Raw genomic sequence first — 20,254 nt, forward strand, 5'->3', positions numbered from 1 at the left:
GACTTATGGAAACGAATCTTTCCCTTTTCAATCAGATTAACAGTTTGTCTTATTGGTTCTTATTAGAGAGCAACTATAAAAGTTCGGTGATATTGGATGCCGAAAAAGACACCTATTTTGTGACCATAAAAAAAGGTAGCAAACCATTGTATACCCACATTATCAATCATTTCAGTAAAAAGAACAAGAATTTCTTAAAGTTTGAATTGATTGCTGTGGTTAACAGTTTACTACACATTAAAGAAACGGTTACCCAACGCCAAATGAGTGCCTAGGTTATTTCTTGGGTTTTTCTACCACATCCAGTGGTTGGATACTGGGTCTTATCCGTTTGTACACGTTTAATTGTGGTTGCGTAAGGATGTTTTGCATCTCAACATACTCCTGCTCACGCAAGACTGCTAGGGCTTCGAGCTTTTCACGGCCTTCTAGCCTATTTTCAATTTTCTCTTTGCGAATCAGGAATTCCTCAACCTTGATTTCAAAAGGTACCAATTGATCGCTGGTTAGTCCCAGCTGGGCATCATATTCTTTAGTAAGTGTTTTAGCTTGTTCATCTAATGCCAAATCAGGTTTTTGCAACATCGGGTCCTGCCCCATGACCTGAAAGGTGATTAGACAAATAGCCATATAAATAAGTGATTTCATTGTTATAATATGTTTTGGTTATACCATAACATACAGACTAAACGGCTTGTTGTCAAGGAGTTTAACAGGATTTAACAGTTGAAAATGGTCTAAAGCTTTTCGAGATAGTCTTTTAATGTCTTGAGCGCTTGTGGCCAGGCTTCCTTAACAGCTTCGTAATACCAATCCCAATCGGCTCCCTTTTGATAGCCTTCCTGACAGAGGTATAACACCGTATGGTTTTCATTGTGTTTGGCAATAACCGTTAGGGTCATATTACCCAAAATAGGTTTTTCGGGATTCATGTAAGTGAAATTATCTACCACCAATTGCATATTAGGATTGTAGGTTTTAATAGTACCTACCGATACATATCCAAAGCCTTTATCGGTAACCTGCCAGGTCAGGGCATACATACCATCGACTTCGCGATCAATATAAGCACGATCGACCTGCCACCATCCTTTTAGCATATCGGGATTGGTAAATGCCTTAATAACCATTTCGGGCTTACAGGCAATACTGATGGTTGCTTCTACTTTTCTCATTTAGCATTTACGGGTTGGTAGTATAAATATAACTAAAGTTGTGATGCGGTAGTACAATTGTTAAAAAAAATATAAAAGTGGTCGTTCAACGTCTAAAAGATGTTTTTCAGCGTAGATACTCATATAACCATAAATAAAAACTAATAAACAATTATGAAGAAAATTTCAATCCTTGTAGTAACCGGACTGTTTGTAATGTCATGTGTATCGAAAAAGAAATATGTTGCCCTACAGCAGGAAAATGGTGAAATTAAAAGCGAACTGACCAAGACTAAAGTTGAGAAAGAAGACCTAGAGGCTAAATTTGCTGAAATTCAAGCCCGTATTGATACTTACAATGCCAAAATCAATTCCCTTACTGAAGAAAATGACGCCCAATTAGTAACTGTTGGAGATGACCTGGTAATCTCTAATGATGTACGTAATAAAATGAATGAAACTCTTAAGAATGTAGATCCAGCGGCATTGGCTGAAGCTAAAACTTTAAAGGATTCTATGAACCTGGCTGTTGGTTACAACTTACGCAAATCCATGGATACCAGTGATATGAACGAAGATGAAGATATTGCCATTAATATTGATGAGACTGTGGTCATGATTTCTATTTCAGATAAAATGTTATTTAAGTCTGGTAGCTATTATGTGAGTAACAAAGCAGATGGTATTTTACAGAAGTTAGCAGATGTCATTAATTCTGAAGAAAGTTTGGAAGTGATGGTTGAAGGTCACACCGATAATAAAACCATGGTGCCAGGTGCTGCTGTAAAAGACAATTGGGATTTGAGTGTTTTGCGTGCGACTTCAGTTGTTAAGAAATTACAAGAAGATTTTAATGTAGCTCCTGAAAAACTGATTGCTGCCGGTAGAAGTTTTTACCAACCATTGGTTGACAACGATACCAAAGAAAACCGTTCTAAAAACAGACGCACACGTATTGTGATCTTACCAAACATCAATAAGTTTTTTGCGATGATGGAAAGTAATCAATAATAACAACATCATATTATTAATTAATCCCTCAATAAAAAACGCTCTAACCATTTTAGTTAGAGCGTTTTTTTATGTTTGATACTATTTGGTTATTCTAAAATCTTCTTTGGTCAAAGACAATTAAGGGCACATCTAAATTATGACTGATGGCCTTACTGTGGCTGCGGGTTGTGAGCTTTTGAAAAAAGGTTCGTTTTTTGGTAATCAATGCCAACATCCCCAGTTTTCGACTCTCGCTAAATACATGAATACCCATTTCAACCGATACATCGGTTAGGGTGAAATAATTCAATGACAATGGTTTTAAAGCATTTTCCAACAGTCTCTTTTTAATATCCAATCCAGAAACATCTCCTGAACTTTTATTAACCACGTTCACCACCGATATACTAGCCTTGTTGGTTTGTGCAATTTCTTTTAAAAGATTCATACCATCACCATATTTCTCAATGGTAAAATCGGTGGCAAAGCCTATCTCTTTGAGATTACTGGCATCGGCTGTTTCGGGTACCGCAATAATGGGGCAGGATAATTTTAAAATCAGCTGCGCAGCATTACTACCAAAAGTAGCCTTTTGAATGGCACTGGCGCCTTTGTTTCCTATGACAACCAAATCAACTTTTAAATCTTCAGTGATAGCCATAACCGATTCTAACAAGGATCCATTAACTAATTTGGTTTTAAAAGTATGTTTATCACTACTAGCCGATTTCTGAGCCTGCTTTAAGGCATTGGCCAAATCGCTATCGGTTGATTTTGTTCTGGATTCATGAATGGCTTGATAAGCGCGTTTGGAAGTCACACCTGTTGAGGGTGCCGATGCCTGTAACTCCAGTGCGTGCATGATATAGAATGTACATGCCTCATTCTTAAAAAGTTGCGAGGCATACTGGGCTGCTTTTGCGGCATTACTGGAAAAATCCGTTGGTAATAATATGGTCTTCATGGATGATTTTTGCTTAAAATTACTAATTATAATTAAAACTAGTCTATGACTTTCAACAATAGTTTACCCAATTTCTCACCTGTAAACAATCGTTTAAAGGTTTCCTGAAAATTCTCGATGCCCTCAAAGACGCTTTCGTTACTTTGTAATTTACCAGCCAGCATCCAACCAGCCATTTCTTGCATGGCCTGTGGATATTTTTCAGCATAGTCCATTACCACCATACCTTGCATGGTTGCCCGATTGACCAACAACGCCATATAATTACGAGGGCCTTTCATGTTTTCTAAATTATTGTACTGGGAAATGGCGCCGCATATAACAATGCGTGCATGCCTACGTAAACGGGATAATGCGGCTTCCAGGATCTCCCCTCCTACGTTATCAAAATAGACATCCAAGCCTTTTGGACAAGTTTCCTTGATAGCCTCAAAGACATTTTGGGATTTATAATCTATGGCTGCATCAAATCCTAATGTGTTTACAAGGTAATCGCACTTCTGCTTCCCTCCTGCTATACCAACCACATGACAGCCTTTAATTTTGGCTATTTGCCCCACTACACTACCTACAGCTCCAGCGGCTCCAGAGACTACGACGACATCGCCTTCCTGAACTTTACCTACTTCCATTAATCCAAAATAGGCGGTCATACCAGGCATACCCAGTACACCCAGGAATTTGGTCATGGGTACCTGACTGTCATCAACTGGATAGCTGTTTTCCCCATTGGAAACGGCATATTGTTGTACACCATGCCAGCCTGTTACCGTTTGTCCCACTTGAAACTTCGGATGTTTAGACTCAATCACTTTGCCGATGGCTCCTGCACGCATGACATCGCCAATTTGTACAGGTTCGATATAAGATTTGGAATCGTTCATCCAGCCTCGCATGGCAGGATCTAATGAGATATAATGATTTTGGATGAGGAACTCCCCTTCATGAATTTCGGGTATGGGAGACTCTTTAAGAATCCAAGTATGGTCATCTGGCATTCCTTTGGGTCGCTGTTTTAGGATAAGTTGTTTGTTCATACCCTAAATTTACAATTAAAAAACGAGATGGTTACTCGGCTGGTCTACCATGTATTTCCGAGAAGACATCATCAAAATTACTGCGTAGGTAAGCACGTAGCTTTTTACGATAATCATCCTTAAGCCACTCCACAAAATTGAAGGTACTCTTACTGATACACTTGGTGTAACGCTGAATACGATAATCGATATCATCTCCCAATAGTTTCGCTAAATCGAGTGCGTCATATACGTCTTCACTGTTTTCAATGCATATTTTGGCGTGATGCGCAATGGAACGTTCCAAAACAACTTTTGAAGATTCACCAGCACGCACGGCATCGACATAGGTCTTTTTGATATCGAAATACACATCTTCAGAATTGGCAAATGACAGTCGTAAATCTTCCGGCATTTCATAGCGGAAGTTTTCCTCGATTTCTTCATCACCCAAAATACCATCCAAATAGAAATTAGGGGTTCTAAAAATGCGGTGCCAATCTAGATCAGCTCCCCAAGGCCCAAAACGGTGTAAATTATTTCCTAAATCAATGACCGTGAATGAGTTTTTGTTCTTAAGAATTCTGGAACCACGACCAATCATTTGATAATATAAGGTCAATGATTTGGTAGCTCTGTTTAAGATAATAGATTCAACTGTGGGTTCGTCAAAACCAGTGGTTAAGATACTTACCGATGTTAAGATCGCATCCGGCGTATCCTTGAACCACTTTAATATTTTCTTACGCTCTTTTTTTGAGTTGGTATTATCTAAATGCGCAATAGGATAACCGGCTCTTCTAAAGGTATCATAAACATGCAACGAGGTGTTGATACCATTATTAAAAATAAGGGTCTTTTTACCTTTGGAACGCTCTTCATAGGCCATGATAAGCTTTGAAAGCATATCATTATTGGTATAAAGATCTTCGGAAGACTTTACGGTATAATCGCCATTGGCACCAACCACCAAAGATGTTAACCCGACATTGTAAGAGTAAATATCGGCACTAGCCAAAAACTCATTCTTAATAAGTGATTCAATGCTTTCACCAACAATCAGTTCATCATAATTATCCTTCATAGGTAATTTGATGTTGGAACTCAATGGTGTTGCCGTAACCCCAAGAATGAATGACTTTTCAAAAAACTTAAAGAGTTTGGTAAAGGAGTTATAATGCGCCTCATCAATAATAACCAGACCTATATCTGAAATATCCAGTTTATCTTCATTCAGACGGTTATTGAGGGTTTCGACCATAGCCACAAAGCAGCTGTACTGACCTTGGTCATCTAAATTGGCTTTACTATTGACCACTTTATTTTCTACACCAAACTCCGTAAGCATAGCCGATGTTTGACGGCACAACTCAATACGGTGCGTCATGACCAACACCTTTTTTTGGTGATGCTTGAGATACTGCCTGACGATTTCTGAGAAAATAACAGTTTTCCCACCTCCAGTTGGTAATTGATATAGTAAATGATAATCTTCAGGAGCTTCCTCAAAGCTCTTGAATATCTTGTTAATGGCACCTTTTTGATAACTATAGAGGTCCTTCCCTACCTTTCTATCTTCTAACTCTAATGTTGAAATAGTTTGACTCATAAAATTTTCCAATGTGCAAAAATAAGGTCTTTTCTAGGTTTTTGAAGTATATTTTAAAATTAAAATTCAGACTTTTTCAACAGGTCATCGTTTAAAACTTAATTTTGTACACTTGTTGACATTTATTATTTTATGTTGAGCCAAAAAAATAGTATCCACAGACATTTCAAACTCTATAAACCCTATGGTTACATTAGTCAATTCGTGATTAATGGTCGTCAAAAACGTCAAAAAAAGCTATTGGGTGAATTGTATGATTTTCCTGAAGGCACGATGGCTATTGGTCGGTTGGATGAAAAATCGGAAGGATTATTATTACTCACCACTGACGGTAAAACCAGTACCCTTATTACCAGTGGAGGTATTGAAAAAGAATACTATGTGCAGGTGGATGGTAGCTTATCATCTGACAGTATGGAAACAATGAGACAAGGGGTTACCATAGGCTTTGATGGTAAGAAATATCAAACCCAACCCTGTATAGTCGAGTTATTACCTGAAATACCTGACTTGCCAGAACGTTCCAAAAAAATACGGGATTCCAGACATGGCCCAACTACTTGGATAAAAATTGTGATTACTGAAGGTAAATTTAGACAGGTGCGTAAAATGACATCAGCCGTTGGGCATCCAACTTTGCGTTTGGTGCGTGTTCGCATTGGAAATATCCATCTAGGTGATTTGGCAGTAGGTATGGTTGAAGAACTGGTGTCTATTCCTTAACCACAATAATGGTGGCTTTTACGCCTGTACGTAATGCCCAATATTCCTGTGCAATCACATTACCGCCTTCATCTAACACCAACAGTTCTGCAGTGTTTGGTGCGCTTTCTCCCATATTTAATGCCTGAAAATCCAGTTTATTGAAGCCTTCTTTTAACTCCATTTCAAAACCACTCAATCTAGAGCCCAGTAAAACTTGTCCGCGCAGCACCACATCATCCGCAATAATTCTAATGAGATCACCATCTGTAGCGCCATAATCTCGATAGGCAATGGTTATTTTCTTTCCATTGGTTTTAAAATCACCTAAATATTGATCTTCTGTATCTCCTAAAACCTCACCTTCAATGACTTTTTCAAATCCTTTTTCTTGCCTTTCAAATCGTTCCTTATACTGTTCGGCAGGATTTCCAAATTTTTCTTTTGGAAACATAGAGAATTCATTGTTGGTGGTCGATCTGGTCTTGGGAACAGACATCCCATTTATTTTGTTGGAATTTGGGTTGCTTAAGCCTTTGCTATCAATAGGTTTAATATCCAAAGCCCCTGAATTAGCATCATTATTGGTTTCGGCCGGAATAATGGTTGATGGATTGGAGCTATCATCTATCTGGGCAACTACTGGGTTACCCAATAAACTTAATAAACAGATGATAAAAAATAGGTGTCTCATTTTAAGGAGCAGGCTATTGGTTTGCGTTTTGTAATTACAAAAACCATACCTTTTAATTTTTGAATCAAATATAAATGAAAAAAGAGAAACGCTGAGCGCTTCTCTTTTTTTTAAGAATAAATTATCATTCCCAAATTGACTTAAGAAATGTCAATTCGTTTAGCTGGTTTTCTTTTGGCTTCTTCACGTTTTGGAATGTGGACACTTAAGATACCATCTTCATAGCCTGCTTTGATGTTTTCTGATTCTACTGTATCAGGCAATGTGAAGGTTCTTTTGAAAGAAGAATAGCCAAACTCTCGTCTGGTGTAGTTTTCTTCATCCACTTCATTTTTTGTTTTGGTATGAGCTGAAATGGTTAAAATATCATTATCCACTTCTACTTCAAAATCACCTTTTTTCAAACCTGGTACGGCCACATCTAAATGATAGTTTTCGTTGTCTTCTTTTATATTAACTGCTGGCAAGGTCATACCTGTATTGAAATTAGATAATAAACCAGTTCCTAAATCGGTGTCGAAAAAGTTGTCTAACCAAGATGAAAAACTTGGTAAACCAGTGACATTCTCTTTTTTTGCTAGTCTGTTGCCATTTTTTGGCATTGTTACTAAATTATTCATGTTGTTCAAAATTTATTAGTTAAACTTCTATTATATGTTCAATATGCTATGAACAAATTAAATGCCAAGTGGTTTTTAATCTATTTTTCTGCCAAAATTTCTCCCCTACTCGTCATTTTGTCATTTTTTTGTTCCAAATCAAACACTTGATAGTAAGCTGTTTAAATGTTAAAAAATGTTAAATCATTACTTTGTATTACATAGTACTGTAACAAATCTATTTTATGGTCGTCTATATAGTACATCAATCAATTAAAAGAATTAAAATTATGAGAACTTTAGACAACAATCAATTAACAGGAACATTCAGTACTACAAGAAGTAATACTTGGAACAGTAAAAGACGTTACAGATCGTAAAATCTGAAAAAATCAATTAATCAATCAAAAAAACGAATTATGGAGGCAGTACATAAAATATCGAGAGACCATAGCGAATTCTTAAAGAAACCTTTTAAAAGAAGTTGTGAATCCGTATCATTCTCTAGCTGCCACAATACACTTTGGAAAGGTATAAAGCGATATTTACATTAGTTTGAATTAGTTAAAAAATCAAGGCCAACGTGTTTCCGTTGGCCTTTTTTTATGTTCAATTTTTATTGGTATTGTTTTTGTGTTATAGCTAATACGCTCAATATCAATTTAATTCTATACTCATGAAAAACTATCGCAATTCCGAAAAAGTGAATGCTGGTTCTATGGCCGACATTGCATTCTTATTACTCATTTTCTTTTTGGTCACGACTACCATAGCTACCGATATAGGTATTAACAGGCAACTTCCGGATAAGTGTCCGGATCATATGGACTGTACTAAAACCATTGCTGAACAAAATATTTTAAGAATTGTATTGAACAGTAATCAGGATATTTTATTGAACGATGAATTAACCGCTCTTGACCAATTGAAAGAAAATATCATAAAACATATTGATAATAATGGTGATAAAACCTGCACCTATTGTCAGGGAGCATCTGTTGATTACCATTCAGACAACCCCAAAAAGGCCTTTGTAAATATTCAACATAGCCGAGATACCTCCTACGAATTGTTTGTTTCCGTTCAAGATGAAATATCTAAAGCTTATAATGATTTAAGAACTCAATATGCTCAAAGCCTATTTCGAAAACCGCTATCAGAATTAACATACAGCGAATTGAAACAGGTGCAAGATGCTTATCCGATTCAAATGGGAGAACAAGTAAGCAACTAGTCCTCTATGCCTTCTAAATGAAATAGAAATGCATAATAAAGAGCTGTTCGCTTATATCTCTCGAAACGTCCGGAAGCACCACCATGACCTGTTTCCATGTTGCAGTCCATGATTAAGAGATTATCATCTGTTTTTAAATCTCTTAGTTTGGCGACCCATTTTGCGGGTTCCCAATATTGTACTTGGCTATCCCAATAGCCTGTTGTTACGAGCATATTAGGATAATCTTGAGCTGTAACGTTGTCATAAGGTGAATAAGATTTTATGTAATCATAATAGACTTTATCATTTGGGTTGCCCCATTCATCATACTCAAAAGTTGTTAATGGGATACTTTCGTCCAGCATGGTAGTTACCACATCCACAAAAGGTACAGCCGCTATGACACCATTCCATAAACTTGGTTCCATATTTACCACTGCTCCCATGAGTAAACCACCAGCACTGCCACCCATAGCATATAAGTGTTCAGGACTGGAATAGCCTTTGTCAACCAAATATTTTCCAGCATCAATAAAGTCGGTAAACGTATTTTTCTTATTCAATAATTTACCATTTTCATACCATTGGCGTCCCATTTCCTGACCACCACGAACATGGGCAATGGCATAAACGAATCCGCGATCCAGCAAGCTTAAACGATCTGATCTAAAGCTTGGGTCGGAACTATTTCCATACGAACCATATCCATACAATAATAACGGTGTATCCGAACCAATAGCAATGCCTTTTTTATAAACCATGGAGATGGGAATTTTTGTTCCATCGGTAGCCGTAGATTCCAACCGCTCTGACGTATAATCATTGGCATTAAATCCTCCAAGTACAGCTTCTTGTTTTAATAACACCTGCTCTTTAGTATCCATATTATACTCATAAGTGCTAAAAGGTGTCGTTAATGACGAATAGCCATATCGTAATATATTAGTGTCAAAATCCAAATTGGATGTTGGAAAGGCTGTATATGCAGGGTCTTTAAATTCCATATAAAAGTCTTCACCTTCCCATGGCATAATGCGAATGGTCCGCAATCCATTAAGACGCTCATTAATCACCAAATGATTTTTAAACAAATCAAAATTTTCCAATAAAACGGTTTCCCGATGCGGAATGACATCTTCCCAATTGTCTTTAGTGGGTGATTTGATGGGCGTTTTTACTAATTTGAAATTTGTAGCATGGTCATTAGTGCGTATATAAAAGTCATCACCAAAATGATCGGCATAGTACAATAAATCAGATTCTCGAGGTTGTAAAACTTGCCAATTGCCATCAGGTTTGTTCGCATCTAAAAAACGATATTCCGATGACAGTGTTTGAAAGCTGCCAATGAAAATAAATGCTTTGGAATTTGTTTTAAATACACCAGTGCGGTAGGTATCGTCTTTTTCTTCATATACCATAACATCATCAGTTTGATCTGTACCCAAAACATGTTTGTAAACCTTATTTTGACGTAGTGTTTGTGGATCTTTAGTCGAGTAAAACACCGTTTTGTTATCATTGGCCCAAGTAGCACTACCACCCGTATTACTTAATTTATCAGATAACAACTCCCCTGTTTCCAAATTCTTAAAGTAAATGGTGTACTGACGCCTGGAAATAGTATCTATTCCAAAAGCCATTAATTTATTATCTGGACTAACATCCCTACTGCCAATTCCAAAATATGAGAACCCTTTTGCCATTTCTGGGCCATTTAAAATAACTTCCTCACTAGCATTGTCTTCCAACTTTTTTCGGCAATACAAAGCATATTCACCACCTTCTTCAAATCGTGTATAATAGGAATAACCATTGTCGTTTACAGGAACCGATTGATCATCTTTTTTTATTCTGCCTACCATTTCATTGAATAACCTATCTTGAAAAGCATCGGTATGTTGCATGACTTCATTTAAATAGTTGTTCTCCTCATTGAGATAATTTACAACATCCTGTGTCTGTTCATCTGGGTTTTCAGCACTCTTTTGCTCATCAGTCAAACGCATCCAAAAATAGTTATCCAATCGCGTATCATCATGAATAACATGATTCACAGGAAATTTTTTGGCTACTGGAGCCTTAATAGTTTCTGATGATTCTTTCTTTGAATTGGATTGACAGCCAATAATAAGAAGCAATAGGATTGATAAAGGACGTAATTTCATGGTTTGGTTTGTTATGATTAAACAATAAAGTAACGAAAAAAAAAGAACTTTTTTAGTCTACGGATTCTTCCGATTCTAGAACGCCATAAGCAATCTCAACTTTTTTTCTTCCCCAATTTTTGGCAGCTTTAACATCTGTACCCATATAAATATCAATACGTTTTTTCCAACGATAATGCATTTTATCTTTTACATAATACAGCCCTTCCATGCCCTCGATAGCCACTGGCGTGTTATGCTTTAATCCTAAAGATAATAAATCGCGAGAAACAGCTATGTATTTCATGCCAGGTTTAAGGCTATCTCCAAAGGCTGTAATATGAGGATTACTGTTGGTTTGATAGGCTAATGAATTATAGGCAGTGGCAGTAACCTGAAGGGTTTTCCATGTGTAATTATCTTCTGGATTGTCTTTACAAGCTAGAAATAGTATTAAGAACAGTATAATAAAACGATACATGTCAAATGGCTAATTGACCTAAATATACGTTTCTTTTTAATGCCATGAAAGATTTTAACTTAAGGCCAATAAACTAATAGGCCAACAAATCCTTCAGTGCTGCTTCAAATTGTCCTTTTGCTAAATATTGTTGTTCAAGCTGACCAATAAATGGAATAGGCGTCTCCATACTGGCAACCCGTTTTACGGGAGCATCCAGTTGTTCAAAGCAATTTTCCATGATTATTGCTGCAATATCAGATGCTATACCACCAAATAATGAGTCTTCCTGTAATATAATTGCACGTCCAGTCTTTCTAACAGATTCAAAAATAGCATCAACATCCAAAGGTTGTAATGTTCGCAAATCAATCAAATCGGCTTTAATGTCAGCATTGTTATCCAATGTTTCTATGGCCCAGTGCACAGCCGCACCATAGGAAATGATGGTTACGTCGTCACCTTCGCGTAACAGAGAGGCTTTCCCAAAAGGTAAAGTGTAATAGTCCTTAGGGACTTTTTGACGAACGCTACGATATAAGGCTTTATGCTCAAAAAACAATACGGGATTTGGGTCATTAATGGCTGTAGCCAATAAACCTTTGGCATCAAAGGGGAAAGCCGGGTATACTACCTTTAATCCGGGAGTTTTAGTAAACCAGGCCTCATTGGTTTGCGAATGGAATGGACCAGCTGCAACACCAGCTCCACAAGGCATCCTCACCACAACATCAGCCTCTTGGGACCAACGATAATGCGATTTAGCTAAATAATTGACAATGGGATTAAATCCAGAAGACACGAAATCAGCAAACTGCATTTCAACAACTGCTTTCATACCTGCAATTGATAGCCCCATACCAGCTTCAACAATTGCCGATTCGCAGATGGGCGTATTTCGAACGCGATCACGACCAAATTGTTCGACAAAGCCTTCTGTTATTTTGAAAACACCACCATATTCGGCTATATCCTGTCCCATAATAACCAAATCAGGATGTTGCTCCATAGATTGTTTTAAACCTTCCGAAATAGCATCAATCAAACGAAGTTCTACCGTTTTAGAATCCGTATTAATATCCTGATATTGAAATGGTTTATAGACATCATGTAACTCATTACTTTCATTTGGAATAATGGGTTCTTCATCAAAAGCCATTTGAAGATGTTCATTAATTTCATGAACAATATCTTCTTTTAGAGCGACTTCAACAGGTTCGGTCAATATCCCTGAATCTCTTAAAAATGCTTGATAATTTTCAACAGGGTCTTTTTTTGCCCAAGCATCCATAAGTTCTTGTGGTACATATTTTGTACCACTAGCCTCTTCGTGACCTCGCATTCTAAATGTTTTGAATTCCAATAAAACAGGTCTCGGATTATTTCGGATACTTTCAGCAATTTCGTTTACTTTAGTGTATACTTCAACAATATTGTTGCCATCAATAATATGAGATTCCATACCATAGCCCAATCCTCTATCAGCAATATTTTCACAGCGATACTGCTCGGAAGTTGGTGTTGATAGTCCATAGCCATTGTTTTCAACACAAAACATAACAGGCAGCTCCCAAACTGATGCCACATTTAATGCCTCATGGAAATCCCCTTCGCTAGTACCTCCTTCACCTGTAAACACAGCAGTTACTTGATTTTTGTTCTTTAGCTTGCTAGCCAATGCAATACCATCGGCAACACCCATTTGAGGACCTAAATGGGAAATCATCCCCACGATTTTAAACTCCTGAGTGCCAAAATGAAATGACCTATCACGCCCTTTTGTAAATCCATTGGACTTACCCTGCCATTGACTAAACAAGCGATATAAAGGAATTTCACGTGTCGTGAATACGCCTAAATTTCTATGCATCGGTAAAATATACTCATCAGTGTGCATGGCCATAGTGACACCAACCGCAATGGCTTCTTGACCAATTCCAGAAAACCATTTCGAGATTTTACCTTGTCTAAGAAGAATTAACATCTTTTCTTCAATCAACCTGGGCTTCAACATATTTTTGTATAATTCCAGTAGTTTGTTGTTATCCAGGTTCGAAATTTGGTAATCCATATTGTTTAGTGTAGACACGTTTGAGATCATAAAATTTGTTTGTCAAATATAGTATAATTTGATATTTGGTATTAAAAATGAATGAATAATTAAGTGTTCTAAACTTTGTAATGTTTTCGTACATTTGTAATACATTCCTTTAAAATTTTATATAATGAATAGTATACCCAGTGTAAATTTGAACGATTTCATATCAGGTGATCCTGTTAGAAAACAAAAGTTTGTTGACGAAATTGGCAAGGCCTACGAAGAAATTGGTTTTGTTGCTCTCAAAGGGCATTTTTTAGACGATGCATTAGTCGACAAATTATATGATGAGGTCAAAAATTTCTTTGCTTTACCGTTGGAAACAAAGCAAAAATATGAGATTCCTGGTATTGGTGGTCAACGCGGTTACATTTCATTTGGAAAAGAAAGTGCCAAAGGTAAAAAGGAAGGCGATTTAAAAGAATTTTGGCATTTTGGACAATATGTTGAGGATAATCCTAAATTAGAAAAAGAATACCCGAAAAATGTTGAGGTTGAAGAGTTACCTGAATTCAATAGAATTGGTAAAGAAACCTATCGCATGTTGGAGAAAACAGCAAAATATGTTTTAAGGGCATTGGCATTGCACTTGGGACTGGAAGAAACTTATTTTGACAACTACATTCACAATGGTAATAGTATTTTAAGACCTATACACTATCCTCCTATTTTGGAAGAGCCTAAAAATGCGGTTCGTGCTGCTGCGCATGGCGATATTAACTTAATCACCTTGTTGATGGGCGCACAAGGTCGCGGACTTCAAGTACAAAACCATAACGGTGAATGGTTAGACGCCATTGCAGAGCCTGATGAGTTGATGATAAATGTTGGTGATATGTTATCACGCCACACTAATAATAAATTAAAATCCACCATTCACAGGGTTATCAATCCGCCAAGGGAACTTTGGGGGACATCTAGATATTCCATTCCATTTTTTATGCACCCAATTAGTGACATGAAATTAAATGTACTAGAAAGCTGTGTCGATGCGGACAACCCAAAACAATTTGAGGATATAACCGCAGGTGAATTCCTCAATGAGCGTCTGATTGAATTAGGCCTTATCAAAAAGTAAATTGATGGATTTACAAGATCAATTAAAAAATCTGTTTCCCGATCATGTATCTGAAAATGATGATTCCAATGATAAGGAAGGGTCTAATATTTGGCTACAGGACGATCCCATCATTTGTAAATATGAAAAGCGTAAGGGTAAACCCATAACCATATTAGAAGGTTATACGGGGGCTACTGAAGATTTTAAGCAATTGGCAAAAGAACTAAAAACAACCTTAAGTGTTGGTGGTAGCTTTAAGGACGATAAGATTATTATACAAGGTGATTATCGGGATAAAATTATGGAAATCTTAAAAGATAAAGGCTTTGCGGTCAAACGTGTAGGCGGCTAAATGGAAAATACCATACTCCATATTACCAATGGCGGAAGCCTAACGGACTATCTAAAAGAATTGGATTTTAAAGGTCATATTCTAACTTGGCATGAAATGCTCTGCGAAGGAAGTACTACATCACAAATAGATACAACAACTTTTCTAAACTTAAGAAAGGCTTTTTTGAGCACGTATTATGATATTGAAATTGATGAGTATCAATTTCACAATGAATTATCAGTTTTAGATGATGTATCTTCTTTTTCCAAAATTGTCCTCTGGTTTGAGTACGATTTATTCTGTCACATCAATCTTTTGGCCGTTATCAGTCTACTCAAAGAAAAAGCTATTTCATTACCAATATATTTAGTGTGCAGTGGCCATATTGAAGGCGAACGTAACTTAAAAGGATTAAGTGAATTGAATCAAAAGCAACTTTTTGACCACTTTGATTCCAAAATTCTTTTGACTGAAGAAGATATCGATTTAGCCATAACTATTTGGCGAATCTACTGTGGTAAAGACCATAATTTATTGAAACCTTATGTCACAAAAAAATCATCTTTCAAATACTTAAACAATTGTATTAAAGCTCATTTTGGAAGATTTCCGGATATTAAAAGTGGTTTATCAATTTTAGAAAAAAACATCTTAAGCATAATCAAGGATAACGACATTAATTCCAGACATCATTTATTAGGTTATATTTTAAACTATCAAGGTTATTACGGATATGGTGATACTCAAATTAATAGATTGATAGATAATTTAGTTATTTTCTTTAATGAAACTGAAACTGGGATTACCTTAAACAGAAAGGGTCACGAAGCACTTTTAAGTTCCCATAATTTTGCTCTAGAAATCAATAACAATATATCCTATGGAGGAATAAACCGATTGGATTACTATTATAGTGAAGAAAGAAAAATACTCGTAAAAAACCCAGTACCATGCCCATTAAAGAATCTGAACTTATACTAAATCCAGACGGTAGTGTTTACCACTTAAATTTAAAGCCTGAACACCTAGCAGATAAAATCATATTTGTTGGCGATCAGGATAGGGTTGAACGTATTACAAAACATTTTGATTCTATTGAATTCACCATTCAAAAACGGGAATTTAAAACCCAAACGGGATATTATAAAGGCAACCATATTACGGTTATATCAACTGGTATTGGCCCGGACAATATTGATATTGTTATGAATGAATTGGATGCTCTAGCCAACATTGATTTAAAAACACGTTTGCCAAAAGCTCAACATAAGTCCCTGCAGATAGTGAGAGTTGGAACTTCAGGATCCTTACAGAAGGATATTCCTATTGATTCATTTCTTTGTAGCTCACATGGTTTAGATTTAAATGGCATGCTCTATGCCTATAAACTGGATGGTATTGGAAATCCAAAAATGGAGGACGCCTTCATCGCACACACCAATTGGCACAGTCATAAATCCAGACCGCTTGTTATTGAAAACAGTAAACGATTGGAAGAGCAATTTAAAGGATCCAACATGCATTTAGGTATGACAGCAACAGCTGGTGGGTTTTACGGACCTCAAGGACGTGTTTTAAGACTCCAACTTCAAGATGACCAATTGAATTCTAAAATAGATTCTTTTGAATTTCAAGGCATTCGAGTTACCAATCTTGAAATGGAAACCTCGGCTATTTATGGTCTATCCAAGCTATTGGGGCATGAGGCTTTATCATTAAATGCCATAATTGCCAATAGAGCTACTGGGGAGTTTAGTGCCAATCCAAAGCAAATAGTTAATGAATTAATAATTTATGCTCTAGATAAAATTGCAGGCCGATGAAGACAGTTAAAATAGGTGGTGTTCCAGAACATTTTAATTTACCCTGGTATTTAACTTTAAAAAATGGTGAATATAAAGCCGAAGATATTAATCTTCGTTGGCATGACTATTATGATGGTACTGGTGCCATGTGTAAAGGTTTACGCAATGGAGATATTGATATAGCTGTCATTCTTACAGAAGGCATTATAAAAGATATCATTGAAGGGAACCCCTCAAAAATTGTTCAAACCTTTGTCCAATCGCCTTTAATCTGGGGGATTCATGTGGGACATGAATCAAAATACAACACAATAGATGACTTAAAAGGTACTAAAGCTGCTATTAGTCGTTATGGTTCTGGCTCCCATCTCATGGCTTATATTAATGCTGAAAACAATCAATGGGATTTAGAAAAAGACTTGCATTTTGAAGTCATCAAAAATTTAAATGGCGCTATTGAAGGTTTGACCAATGGTATTGCCGATTACTTCATGTGGGAAAAATTTACGACTAAGCCCATTGTTGATGAAGGCGTATTCAGACGTGTTGGGGAATGTCCATCACCCTGGCCCTGCTTTGTCATTGCAGTAAGTGATCAGTTTATTGAAAATAGTGAATCAGATTTGAAAACTATTTTGGATATCATCAATAATACCACCAAAGATTTTAAAGCAATTCCGAGTATTGATAAAACCATTGCCAACAGGTATGAACAACAATTAGAGGATGTCCAAGAATGGTTATCTATAACCGAATGGTCTCAAAAAGCACTATCTGAATCTATTGTCAGCAAGATTCAAAAAGAGTTACTGGCCTTGCAGATTATACCTAAAACAGTGGACTACCCATCTTTAGTTCACAGGGTATTATAAAACAGTATTTGGCACAAAAACACTTTGTATAAATTCTGAAAATGCTAATAATCATCATGTTAAATTCAACATATTGTATGAGAAATGTTAAAAATTATTTAATTTTTAACACAAAAAGTTTATATTTGTTTTTATAGAGTGTTTAACAAACCCAAATTGCTTATGCTATTAACAATATCTCTAGTACTTTCCGTTTTAATTGCCATCAACTTTTTATTACTTATATTTAGTTGTAACAAAACAACAAAACGTACTAAAGCTGTTGATAAAGCGCCAACTTTCATAGTTACCAAAAACACTACCAAGCCACAGACTTCAACCCAGCTTGCTCCAACAGGGAGTTAGTTTTACTAAAGTGTTTATTTCCAAACCAATATCCTCTATTCGCACTTAATGGTGATGGATGCCCTGATTGTAAAATGTGATGCTTACTGGCATCAATTAATTTAGATTTTCTTTTGGCATAACCTCCCCAAAGTAAAAACACGACATTACTTTTATGATCATTGATGGTTTTAATTACAGAATCGGTGAATGTTTCCCAACCTTTGTTTTGATGGCTACCCGCTTGATGGGCTCTGACCGTCAAGGTTGCATTTAACAATAAAACACCTTGATCGGCCCAACGCTCCAAATTGCCACTTTTGGGATAATTGATATGTAGGTCCTGTTCAATTTCTTTAAATATATTGATCAATGATGGTGGATGCGGAATACCATCGGCAACACTGAAACACAAACCATTGGCCTGGTTTGGACCATGATACGGGTCTTGACCAATGATGACAACTTTTAAATCATTAAAATGACAATGATTAAAGGCATTGAATATTTTTTTACCGGGAGGATAACAGGTGTGTTCGTGATATTCCTTTTTAACAAAATTTACCAAATCAAAAAAATAAGGTTTATCAAATTCTTTTTCCAGATAAGGCTTCCAGCTTGCGTGTATATCGACCTGCATTTTTTTTTAGCGATTGTTTAGAGACTTCTAAATTAATACTATCTTTAGTTTTATTAAAATGTACATCTTTGAAAAAATTAAAATTCCCTTCAGCTCAAACTATCTTATTAATAATTGCTGGACTTGTTGCCATTTTAACCTTTTTTGTGCCTGCAGGCAAATTTGATACACTACTCTACGACAGTGCCTCCAATACCTTTGTCAGGACTGGTGAAGGCTCCACAGAAAGTTTACCAGCAAACCAAGAAACCTTAGAAAGTCTAAATGTCATTATACCTATAGAGAAATTTACTAGCGGTGACATTTACAAAGCCATTAACATCCCGAATACCTATAAAACTTTGGAGGCAAAACCACAAGGCTTGGTTGCCTTTTTAAAATCACCCATTAAAGGGATAATTGATGCTGCTGATATTATATTTTTGGTTTTGATCATTGGAGGCCTTATAGGAATTATGAATCATTCTGGAGCCTTTGATGCTGGTATTGCTTGGTTGGCCAAAACACTTCACGGACGTGAATTCATACTCATTATTTTAGTGACTGTTTTGGTTGCGGCTGGGGGAACCACCTTTGGGTTTGCTGAAGAAACTATAGCCTTCTTCCCCATTTTAATCCCAGTGTTTTTAGCTGCTAAATACGATGCCTTGGTTGCCATTGCTTGTATTTTTATAGGGTCGTCTATTGGAACTATGTGCTCGACCATTAATCCGTTTAGCACTATTATTGCCTCTGATGCCGCAGGAATTAATTGGACAACAGGATTAACTGGACGCGCTGTTATGTTAGGAATGACATTACTAATCAGTATTATTTATTTGTTACGTTATGCTAATCAAGTTAAAAAAGACCCTTCAAAATCCATTGTTTTTAGTCAGAAATCAGAAATTGAAAGTTTGTTCCATCAGGAATCGGTTAAGGTTACGGGATTTAATTGGCGTTTACGTTTAGCTTTATTAGTATTTTCCGCTTGTTTTATTGTGATGATTATTGGTGTTTCACTTTTGGGCTGGTGGTTTTTAGAAATGACGACTACATTTTTAGTTGGTGCTATTATTATTGGATTCATAACTCAAATCCATGAAGCTAAATTCATTGAAATATTTGTTAAAGGCGCTGGTGACTTACTGGGAGTCGCACTAATTATTGGCATCGCGCGAGGCGTTACTGTAATCATGTCCGATGGACTCATTAGTGATACCATGCTATTTTATGCCAGCGATGTGACTTCAGGAATGAACAAAGGCTTATTTGCCAGTGTCATGACTGCCACCTATGCTGGTCTCTCCTTTTTCATACCTAGTTCATCCGGTATGGCTGTATTAACCATGCCTATTATGGCACCATTGGCCGATACCGTTGGTGTGGGTCGAGAAATTGTTGTTAATGCCTATCAATACGGTATGGGGCTGTTATATTTTATCAGTCCAACAGGATTGATATTACCATCTTTGGCTATCGCTAAAATTGGTTATGATAAATGGCTCAAGTTCGTTATGCCTTTGTTTGTCATTTTGGTTATTTTCACCCTGGCGGTTATGACCCTATCTGTTTATCTGTAAGCTAT

General features: G+C 36.5%; 21 protein-coding genes. 10 read left to right on the top strand and 11 right to left on the bottom strand.

Annotated features, from left to right (window positions below; all coding sequences use genetic code 11):
- Window positions 1–5 precede the first annotated feature (5 nt).
- The gene (locus C1T31_RS08870) at window positions 6–275 is read left to right on the top strand and encodes a hypothetical protein (protein ID WP_123912650.1); all 270 of its coding nucleotides are present in this window, start codon (window positions 6–8) and stop codon (window positions 273–275) included.
- Window position 276: 1 nt separating this feature from the next.
- On the opposite strand, the gene C1T31_RS08875 is transcribed toward C1T31_RS08870, so the two are convergent.
- Complete coding sequence (locus tag C1T31_RS08875; RefSeq protein WP_123912651.1) at window positions 277–648, bottom strand: hypothetical protein; 372 nt, start codon at window positions 646–648, stop codon at window positions 277–279.
- A gap of 89 nt (window positions 649–737) precedes the next feature.
- Complete coding sequence (locus C1T31_RS08880; RefSeq protein ID WP_103052134.1) at window positions 738–1,175, bottom strand: SRPBCC family protein; 438 nt, start codon at window positions 1,173–1,175, stop codon at window positions 738–740.
- Window positions 1,176–1,328: 153 nt separating this feature from the next.
- Here C1T31_RS08880 and C1T31_RS08885 point away from each other — a divergent pair, with 153 nt between their 5' ends.
- Entirely contained in the window at window positions 1,329–2,165 is an 837-nt protein-coding gene (locus tag C1T31_RS08885) for an OmpA/MotB family protein (protein ID WP_103052135.1), read from the top strand.
- Between the two features lie 94 nt (window positions 2,166–2,259).
- On the opposite strand, the gene C1T31_RS08890 is transcribed toward C1T31_RS08885, so the two are convergent.
- The 3 genes from C1T31_RS08890 to C1T31_RS08900 are packed head-to-tail and all read right to left on the bottom strand — an operon-like array spanning window position 2,260 to window position 5,736.
- Entirely contained in the window at window positions 2,260–3,111 is an 852-nt protein-coding gene (locus tag C1T31_RS08890) for a universal stress protein (RefSeq protein ID WP_103052136.1), read from the bottom strand.
- A 38-nt stretch (window positions 3,112–3,149) separates the two neighbouring features.
- Window positions 3,150–4,148 (bottom strand): NADP-dependent oxidoreductase, encoded by a 999-nt coding sequence (locus C1T31_RS08895; protein ID WP_103052137.1) that lies wholly within the window; start codon window positions 4,146–4,148, stop codon window positions 3,150–3,152.
- 31 nt (window positions 4,149–4,179) lie between these two features.
- Complete coding sequence (locus C1T31_RS08900; protein ID WP_103052138.1) at window positions 4,180–5,736, bottom strand: DEAD/DEAH box helicase; 1,557 nt, start codon at window positions 5,734–5,736, stop codon at window positions 4,180–4,182.
- A 132-nt stretch (window positions 5,737–5,868) separates the two neighbouring features.
- On the opposite strand from C1T31_RS08900, the gene C1T31_RS08905 reads away from it, so the two are divergent.
- On the top strand, window positions 5,869–6,459 hold the full coding sequence (locus C1T31_RS08905; RefSeq protein ID WP_103052139.1) for a pseudouridine synthase: 591 nt from the start codon (window positions 5,869–5,871) through the stop codon (window positions 6,457–6,459).
- Here the strand turns inward: C1T31_RS08905 and C1T31_RS08910 are convergent.
- Both C1T31_RS08910 and C1T31_RS08915 read right to left on the bottom strand, forming a co-directional pair.
- On the bottom strand, window positions 6,449–7,132 hold the full coding sequence (locus C1T31_RS08910; RefSeq protein WP_103052140.1) for a hypothetical protein: 684 nt from the start codon (window positions 7,130–7,132) through the stop codon (window positions 6,449–6,451). The genes C1T31_RS08905 and C1T31_RS08910 overlap by 11 nt on opposite strands.
- Window positions 7,133–7,272: 140 nt before the next feature.
- The gene (locus C1T31_RS08915; protein ID WP_103052141.1) at window positions 7,273–7,752 is read right to left on the bottom strand and encodes an Hsp20/alpha crystallin family protein; all 480 of its coding nucleotides are present in this window, start codon (window positions 7,750–7,752) and stop codon (window positions 7,273–7,275) included.
- A gap of 655 nt (window positions 7,753–8,407) precedes the next feature.
- On the opposite strand from C1T31_RS08915, the gene C1T31_RS08920 reads away from it, so the two are divergent.
- Window positions 8,408–8,965 carry an ExbD/TolR family protein gene (locus C1T31_RS08920; RefSeq protein ID WP_103052142.1) on the top strand — a complete coding sequence of 186 codons (558 nt, stop codon included), beginning with the start codon at window positions 8,408–8,410 and terminating at the stop codon, window positions 8,963–8,965.
- Here the strand turns inward: C1T31_RS08920 and C1T31_RS08925 are convergent.
- The 3 genes from C1T31_RS08925 to C1T31_RS08935 all read right to left on the bottom strand — a co-directional run bounded on the left by C1T31_RS08925 (window position 8,962) and on the right by C1T31_RS08935 (window position 13,625).
- Entirely contained in the window at window positions 8,962–11,115 is a 2,154-nt protein-coding gene (locus C1T31_RS08925) for a S9 family peptidase (RefSeq protein WP_103052143.1), read from the bottom strand. The two genes, C1T31_RS08920 and C1T31_RS08925, sit on opposite strands and share 4 nt — an antisense overlap.
- A gap of 52 nt (window positions 11,116–11,167) precedes the next feature.
- The gene (locus C1T31_RS08930; RefSeq protein ID WP_165780095.1) at window positions 11,168–11,575 is read right to left on the bottom strand and encodes a 3D domain-containing protein; all 408 of its coding nucleotides are present in this window, start codon (window positions 11,573–11,575) and stop codon (window positions 11,168–11,170) included.
- Window positions 11,576–11,648: 73 nt separating this feature from the next.
- On the bottom strand, window positions 11,649–13,625 hold the full coding sequence (locus C1T31_RS08935) for an alpha-ketoacid dehydrogenase subunit alpha/beta (protein ID WP_243398918.1): 1,977 nt from the start codon (window positions 13,623–13,625) through the stop codon (window positions 11,649–11,651).
- Window positions 13,626–13,779: 154 nt separating this feature from the next.
- Here C1T31_RS08935 and C1T31_RS08940 point away from each other — a divergent pair, with 154 nt between their 5' ends.
- The 5 genes from C1T31_RS08940 to C1T31_RS08960 are packed head-to-tail and all read left to right on the top strand — an operon-like array spanning window position 13,780 to window position 17,723.
- Entirely contained in the window at window positions 13,780–14,730 is a 951-nt protein-coding gene (locus tag C1T31_RS08940; protein WP_103052145.1) for an isopenicillin N synthase family dioxygenase, read from the top strand.
- Between the two features lie 4 nt (window positions 14,731–14,734).
- The gene (locus tag C1T31_RS08945; protein ID WP_103052146.1) at window positions 14,735–15,064 is read left to right on the top strand and encodes a translation initiation factor; all 330 of its coding nucleotides are present in this window, start codon (window positions 14,735–14,737) and stop codon (window positions 15,062–15,064) included.
- The gene (locus C1T31_RS08950) at window positions 15,065–16,027 is read left to right on the top strand and encodes a DUF1835 domain-containing protein (protein WP_103052147.1); all 963 of its coding nucleotides are present in this window, start codon (window positions 15,065–15,067) and stop codon (window positions 16,025–16,027) included.
- Window positions 15,997–16,869, top strand: a complete 873-nt coding sequence (locus C1T31_RS08955) for a nucleoside phosphorylase (RefSeq protein WP_103052148.1) — start codon at window positions 15,997–15,999, stop codon at window positions 16,867–16,869. Before C1T31_RS08950 ends, C1T31_RS08955 begins: the two co-directional genes overlap by 31 nt.
- Entirely contained in the window at window positions 16,866–17,723 is an 858-nt protein-coding gene (locus tag C1T31_RS08960; protein ID WP_103052149.1) for a substrate-binding domain-containing protein, read from the top strand. Before C1T31_RS08955 ends, C1T31_RS08960 begins: the two co-directional genes overlap by 4 nt.
- A gap of 298 nt (window positions 17,724–18,021) precedes the next feature.
- Here the strand turns inward: C1T31_RS08960 and ung are convergent, their stop codons facing one another.
- Window positions 18,022–18,687 carry a uracil-DNA glycosylase gene (ung, locus tag C1T31_RS08965; protein WP_103052150.1) on the bottom strand — a complete coding sequence of 222 codons (666 nt, stop codon included), beginning with the start codon at window positions 18,685–18,687 and terminating at the stop codon, window positions 18,022–18,024.
- Between the two features lie 68 nt (window positions 18,688–18,755).
- Here ung and C1T31_RS08970 point away from each other — a divergent pair, with 68 nt between their 5' ends.
- Window positions 18,756–20,249, top strand: a complete 1,494-nt coding sequence (locus tag C1T31_RS08970; protein WP_103052151.1) for a YfcC family protein — start codon at window positions 18,756–18,758, stop codon at window positions 20,247–20,249.
- Window positions 20,250–20,254: the final 5 nt, after the last annotated feature.

The organism is Hanstruepera neustonica (assembly GCF_002895005.1).
GTDB classification, from domain to species: Bacteria; Bacteroidota; Bacteroidia; order Flavobacteriales; family Flavobacteriaceae; genus Hanstruepera; species Hanstruepera neustonica.

What these genes read in the sequence shown, in the direction of transcription:
- C1T31_RS08930 (WP_165780095.1), bottom strand. Translation starts at nt 11,575, where the DNA reads ATGTATCGTTTTATTATACTGTTCTTAATACTATTTCTAGCTTGTAAA.
- C1T31_RS08955 (WP_103052148.1), top strand. Translation starts at nt 15,997, where the DNA reads ATGCCCATTAAAGAATCTGAACTTATACTAAATCCAGACGGTAGTGTT.
- C1T31_RS08900 (WP_103052138.1), bottom strand. Translation starts at nt 5,736, where the DNA reads ATGAGTCAAACTATTTCAACATTAGAGTTAGAAGATAGAAAGGTAGGG.
- C1T31_RS08960 (WP_103052149.1), top strand. Translation starts at nt 16,866, where the DNA reads ATGAAGACAGTTAAAATAGGTGGTGTTCCAGAACATTTTAATTTACCC.
- C1T31_RS08920 (WP_103052142.1), top strand. Translation starts at nt 8,408, where the DNA reads ATGAAAAACTATCGCAATTCCGAAAAAGTGAATGCTGGTTCTATGGCC.
- C1T31_RS08895 (WP_103052137.1), bottom strand. Translation starts at nt 4,148, where the DNA reads ATGAACAAACAACTTATCCTAAAACAGCGACCCAAAGGAATGCCAGAT.
- C1T31_RS08910 (WP_103052140.1), bottom strand. Translation starts at nt 7,132, where the DNA reads ATGAGACACCTATTTTTTATCATCTGTTTATTAAGTTTATTGGGTAAC.
- C1T31_RS08950 (WP_103052147.1), top strand. Translation starts at nt 15,065, where the DNA reads ATGGAAAATACCATACTCCATATTACCAATGGCGGAAGCCTAACGGAC.
- C1T31_RS08925 (WP_103052143.1), bottom strand. Translation starts at nt 11,115, where the DNA reads ATGAAATTACGTCCTTTATCAATCCTATTGCTTCTTATTATTGGCTGT.
- C1T31_RS08890 (WP_103052136.1), bottom strand. Translation starts at nt 3,111, where the DNA reads ATGAAGACCATATTATTACCAACGGATTTTTCCAGTAATGCCGCAAAA.
- C1T31_RS08870 (WP_123912650.1), top strand. Translation starts at nt 6, where the DNA reads ATGGAAACGAATCTTTCCCTTTTCAATCAGATTAACAGTTTGTCTTAT.
- C1T31_RS08945 (WP_103052146.1), top strand. Translation starts at nt 14,735, where the DNA reads ATGGATTTACAAGATCAATTAAAAAATCTGTTTCCCGATCATGTATCT.
- C1T31_RS08935 (WP_243398918.1), bottom strand. Translation starts at nt 13,625, where the DNA reads ATGGATTACCAAATTTCGAACCTGGATAACAACAAACTACTGGAATTA.
- ung (WP_103052150.1), bottom strand. Translation starts at nt 18,687, where the DNA reads ATGCAGGTCGATATACACGCAAGCTGGAAGCCTTATCTGGAAAAAGAA.
- C1T31_RS08915 (WP_103052141.1), bottom strand. Translation starts at nt 7,752, where the DNA reads ATGAATAATTTAGTAACAATGCCAAAAAATGGCAACAGACTAGCAAAA.
- C1T31_RS08905 (WP_103052139.1), top strand. Translation starts at nt 5,869, where the DNA reads ATGTTGAGCCAAAAAAATAGTATCCACAGACATTTCAAACTCTATAAA.
- C1T31_RS08880 (WP_103052134.1), bottom strand. Translation starts at nt 1,175, where the DNA reads ATGAGAAAAGTAGAAGCAACCATCAGTATTGCCTGTAAGCCCGAAATG.
- C1T31_RS08885 (WP_103052135.1), top strand. Translation starts at nt 1,329, where the DNA reads ATGAAGAAAATTTCAATCCTTGTAGTAACCGGACTGTTTGTAATGTCA.
- C1T31_RS08940 (WP_103052145.1), top strand. Translation starts at nt 13,780, where the DNA reads ATGAATAGTATACCCAGTGTAAATTTGAACGATTTCATATCAGGTGAT.
- C1T31_RS08875 (WP_123912651.1), bottom strand. Translation starts at nt 648, where the DNA reads ATGAAATCACTTATTTATATGGCTATTTGTCTAATCACCTTTCAGGTC.